Source organism: Gilvimarinus sp. 1_MG-2023, assembly GCF_030548285.1.
The window spans coordinates 1-491 of record NZ_JAUOSC010000103.1 but is presented as its reverse complement, the minus strand read 5'-3'; the positions used below and the strand labels follow the sequence as shown (position 1 = coordinate 491).

Below are 491 nucleotides of genomic sequence, written 5' to 3'. Positions count from 1 at the left end.
GGATATACCTGGCACCATCCAGTGCGGCCTTGGTGTCGGCGATGCCCTTGTCGGCGGAGACAAACGCAGTGGCTTCAGACTCGGGGGTCAGGTTCGGATTATCCAACAGACGTTCGGCCAGTGGTGCCAGTCCGGCTTCGATGGCGATCTGGCCTTTGGTGCGGCGATTTTTCTTGTAGGGCAAGTACAGGTCTTCGAGCCGGGTTTTGGTATAGGCAGTCAGTAGCTCCCGCTGTAGTTCCGGGGTCAGCTTGCCCTGCTCACCAATGCTTTTCAGGATGCTGTCGCGACGATCTTCCATCTCGCGCAGATAACGCAATCGCTCTTCCAGATTACGCAGCTGGGTGTCATCCAGTGCTCCGGTGACTTCTTTCCGGTAGCGGGAAATAAACGGTACGGTGGCACCTTCATCCAGCAAGGCAACGGCAGCCGATACCTGTTGCGGACGGATATTGAGTTCTTCGGCAAGGCGTTGGCCTATGGATTCGAGC

General features: G+C 57.0%; 1 protein-coding gene. It reads right to left on the bottom strand.

Translation table 11 applies throughout. The annotated features are described in order from the left end of the window. Window positions 1–491: Tex-like N-terminal domain-containing protein (locus tag Q4563_RS15895; RefSeq protein ID WP_303605159.1), on the bottom strand; the 491-nt coding region annotated here is incomplete at both ends.